The following is a 4,482-nucleotide window of genomic DNA, read 5'->3' as shown; positions in this document are numbered from 1 at the left end:
ACGACGAAGCCGCGAACCGGCCGGTGCTTTTTACACCCACTTTCGGACGCGACCGTCCACGTCCTGCCCGCGTGCGAGGTCTTCTGGATCGGCCAGAGTGGCGATCCATTCGTCGAGTCGCGCTGTCACTGCGTCTTCACGGAGATACACGGTGCGCGGATGATCACTCAGGTCCACAGGTACAGAACGTGACTTGCCGAACTCACAACGGTAGAGGATCCGCGTTGTTTGCTTCCCCAGTCGGGCGGCGCCCTGCATTCGCCGTCCACATGCGGCGCAGAACAGCAGCCCACGCAGCGCATACGGGACCGTCGATTCTCTGCTGCACACGCGACCGGGACCACGCCGCGCCTGCATCCGGAGACTAACAGCCTCCGCCAGCTCATCAGGGATCAGCGCTTCGTGCGTGCGTCGGTCGGGTGCGATCCAGTCGGCCTCATCGCGCCACCGCATGCGAGTCTCGTATCCCGCGGCGACATCATCGGGGTTCAAAAGGACCTCATACTTCTCCTGCTTGCCCCAGACACGGATACCGCGGTAAGCGGGGTTATCGAGTATGGCGCGGATCGCCGAATGGGACCATCCTCGTGGGTCACGATGCCGGTTCCGCGCCGGGTCGTATTGGCTCGGTGATGGCACTCCATTGTCGGTGAGCTGCTGTGCGATATAACGCAAGCCAGCACCATCGGCATACATGCGATAGATCCGCCCGACGGTCGGGGCGGTCGCGGGGTCAGGTTCCAGGCGGTGAAGACGCTGCCCAAGACTTGCCTTGGCGGGGTTCGGGTGCGGGCCGGCATCGACGAGTCGATAACCGTACGGTGGGCGACCGCCGAGGTATCTGGTTGTGTCCTGTGCGAGTGCCGACATCGCGGTACGGACGCGCATCTGGATTCGTGCACGTTCTCCCTTGCTCATGCCACCGAAGAGCGTCATCACGAGGTCGTGTGCCTCGGAGCCGGGATCCACCGCTCCGCCGACTTCAGGCACCCATAGGCCGACCCCGTAGTGCGTGAGCACCGGGAAAGTGAGCGCAAATTGCGGCCCGTAGAACGCGCGAGCAGGTTCACCGATCACGACGGCATCGAAGCCACGGTCACGAGAAGTGACATCTGCAAGCAGACGTGAGGCCTCCGGTCTGCGTTTCCAGGGAAGCGAACGGCTCTGTCCTATATCGAAATAGTCGACAGCGAGGACTCCGCCATGCGGAGTGATCAGATCGATGGCACGACGTTTCTGCCAGCTGCGGCTCGCCTCGGGATCTTGAGCGTCCTCGGTGCTCACTCGGCCATAGAAAGCGAACCTGAGGCTCATGCCACTTCCCTCCGTGATCCGCGCGTCCGGTCCCGCACAGCCAGTATGACGTTTACCAGCGCGCGGTTGGCCTCGCGCGGAAGCCGATTCCGGTTCGGCAGGTCAATTTCAACACCTCCCTCTGACATGCTCGGTGCATTAATTCGAGCGTCACATTTGGAGCGAGCATGTGGAGTCGGGCATCTTTCAGCCATCGCTTGCCCCTGGTGAATCCCAATGCTGGCTGCGGGCGTGGCGACGGGCTTCCACTAGTCCGATGCGGCGGGTGTGAATACGTTGGAGGGCCGCGGAATAGATGAGGGTGCGGTCGCCGAGGCTGCTCGGGCCGGCACGGTCAAACTCCCACGCCACCAGATCATCGCCATCGGTAGAGACGAAGCCGGCATCATGTTCGCGCGCAGCATTTTTCAAGCGTTGTTCACGCGTCCAAGTGGCGCGGCGTTCACGCAGCGCGGTCATCGTGGTGGAGTAACGGCGGGACTTGGACGTGATGTGGCCTCGATAGCCCAGGGTGTGTAGCCACCGGCCGATACCAGCGAGTTCATTATCGGCGAGTTCGCTAATGGTGGTCAGGATCGCCCGAACGTGATCGGTGACGTCGAGGTCGGCGATGGCCTCGGTGGAGATGCGTCGCGCGCTGATCCCGACGTCCACCAACGATTTGGTGACGTATTTCGCGAGGTAGCGAGCAACGCGGTGGCCTGCCAGCACCCGACACTGTGACAAATCCTCCTCCACAGCAAGGCTTTTCGTGCCAGCGGACCGGTTGTCGATGGGCTGGGTGTCAACTTGTGCGCCGAACCTGATCACCCGTGTCGCGGCATCAGAGGATGAGTCGGCGACCGTCAAGGCCACGGTTCGGGCAGCCTGTTGGATGGTGGTGGCCAGTTCGGTCGCCGTGGCGGGCGCTTGCCACTCCTGAGCGCCGCCGCTATCGGTGTCGCGCGGATCGAGACGGATCAGGGCATGAATATGCGGGACGAGCCGGGCTTGCAGTTCGACGACTTTGATGAAGCTAACCCGCACCGCATCGGGGTCTACCCCCAAGGCGCGTAGCTCTCGGCGCAACGCGCGTCGCAGGGTGATGGTAAACCGTCTCCACAGTTCCGGCAGATGCCAGGTGAATAGGACATGCCCTGTGTAGTCGTAGCAGTCCGCGCAGATCGGCTGTCCCACATGGGTATCACCTTCATAGTGGGTCATGCTGCACCACAATGGTTTTCCATGCGGGCAACGGCGGTAGCCGCCAATGTGGTTGTGATCGCGGCACACTCGGTGTCGCATATCTCCCGCACGCACGGTGGTGTGGACGGCCCCATAGCTGGGCGCGGTGAGGGTGACGAACACCTGTGGACGATCGGCCACTGCATCAGGGATGTCGTGGTGGCCGCCGGCCGTGCCAGCGTGCATGAGTTGCCACGTGTCGCGGGCGTACAGGTCTGAACACGATGGGCAGATCTTTGCGCGGCGGTTGTTGCACCGTGTCCACACCACCCGATCGCGGCCGAACTCATCGGTGCCCGTGAGTTGGATGGGGTGGGCACAGAAGCCAACAGATTCCGCCCGCCTCCACCATGATTCGAATCCCATCGAGGCCGCGCGACGCACCATCTGCTCCACCACCCGGGTGCTGTCGACGGTATCGGGAACACCGGGTAGGGCGAGCGGCGCCGCTGGCGTGGAGTTATTCACCGCTGCCCTCACCCGAGGTGTGGCCTGTGTCGGTGTTGCGCTGTCGCCGGGCGCTGGCCGTTCGGCTCGCAGGGCGGTGGAACCTGGTGGCCAAGGCGGTGATGTCGTGGTCGCTGACGTGGAAGGCCCGGACCCGCTGAGATTGGGTGGTACCGCCGACGAGCATGTAGCCGACACCTGGGGTCGTGTCGAGGATGCGGTCGCATTCTGCCCCGGCATCGCGGGCTCCTTGTCCCAGCACCATGGTGGTTTGGGTGGCTTCGGTCAGCCGCAACCCGATCCGCACGGTGAACAATTGCCGCACCGGCAGGGTGTCTTTGGCCGGGTCTTGGACCGCGGCGACCACGCTGATTCCGACTGCGCGGCCTTGGGAGAGTAGCAGGCCCAGGAGTTGTTCGATTTCGCTGCGGATCTTGCGGTCGGTTACGTATGCGGTCAGTGCGGCGATCTCATCGATCACCACCACAAACAACGGTTCGCCCGAGGTCGGGGTGTGTAGGCGGGTGCGGCCACGCAGACGATTCGCTCGAGCGTGCATCACCGTGACGAGTTGGCGCAACAGCTCCAGGGTGGTGTCGGCGGCGTCGTGGGTGAACACGGTGAACATGGGTGCCCCGGCACCGAGTTCCATGCCGCCTTTGGGGTCGATGACACATAACCGCACCAGCCCGGTCTTCACCACCGGGGCGATCCCGGCGATCAACGACCACAACACCGAGCCTTTACCGGCGCCGGTCGCCCCGGCGATCAGCACATGGTGGCCGAGCAGCGGCAGCTGCCACCAATGTCGCGTTTCGGTGATCCCGACCCGCACCGACGCCAGATCCACTGAGGTGGCCGGGGTGGGCATCGGCAAGGCGATCGGTTCAGCCAGCACGTCGCCGCAGATCAGGGTGATGCGCAGTTCGCCGGGTGCGGTCGAGCGGATGGTGATCCGGTCGGCGCGCCACGCGGCGGCCAGCGCGTCGGATTGTTTGTGCCAATCAGCGGCGGATTGGCCGGTGACGATCCGCACCGTCAGAACGTCGGTGGTTCTGCCGATCGTCACGGTGCGCAAGGTCGGTGTCAGGGTGCGGTCACCGAGCTGTGCGGTCAGGCCGTGCAGGGTGCACGTCGATTCCCAGGCGCGGGTGTAGCGCGACCACGTGAGCCAGCGACGGCGCACCGGTTCGGTCACCCAGCCGCGAAATGACCCCGGTTCGAGCCAGGCCCAGCCCGCATACCCGACACTGCACACGATCGCGCAGATCAGGCCCACGCGAGCGCCGTGACTGATGCCAAGTACGAGGCTGGCGATAATGGGCAAGCTGATCGCCGGGAACAGCACTGCCCACCACAGCAGATACCCGGCTGCGGTGAACAGCGACATGACCAGTTCTCCGAGCCAGTCGTCATCGTCTGATCCACTGTTGGTGGTGTTCGGGTCTGCTGCACGAATAGGTGACATCTGAGTTGGCTTGCCCAGCGTGGGCAGGC

At 64.0% G+C, this 4,482-nt stretch carries 2 protein-coding genes and 1 pseudogene; all 3 read right to left on the bottom strand.

Features of this window, described 5'->3' with window-relative positions:
* Positions 1 to 42 precede the first annotated feature (42 nt).
* Positions 43 to 1,314: pseudogene (locus tag CRM90_RS29515) on the bottom strand (recombinase family protein); the annotation flags it as partial.
* Between the two features lie 186 nt (positions 1,315 to 1,500).
* A complete protein-coding gene (locus CRM90_RS29510; protein ID WP_102810388.1) occupies positions 1,501 to 3,006 on the bottom strand; it encodes a replication initiator in 1,506 nt (501 codons plus the stop codon).
* Positions 2,999 to 4,453, bottom strand: coding sequence for an FtsK/SpoIIIE domain-containing protein (locus CRM90_RS29505; RefSeq protein ID WP_502693336.1), 1,455 nt, complete (start codon positions 4,451 to 4,453; stop codon positions 2,999 to 3,001). Before CRM90_RS29505 ends, CRM90_RS29510 begins: the two co-directional genes overlap by 8 nt.
* Between the last annotated feature and the right edge of the window lie 29 nt (positions 4,454 to 4,482).

Origin of the sequence: Mycobacterium sp. ENV421 (assembly GCF_002887815.1) — a bacterium.
GTDB lineage: Bacteria > Actinomycetota > Actinomycetes > Mycobacteriales > Mycobacteriaceae > Mycobacterium.
The sequence above is the reverse complement of the archived record's forward strand: the minus strand, read 5'-3'. Positions and strand labels throughout refer to the sequence as shown.

Excerpts from the sequence above, each read along its gene's own strand:
- CRM90_RS29505 (WP_502693336.1), bottom strand. The coding sequence starts at position 4,453 with ATGTCACCTATTCGTGCAGCAGACCCGAACACCACCAACAGTGGATCA.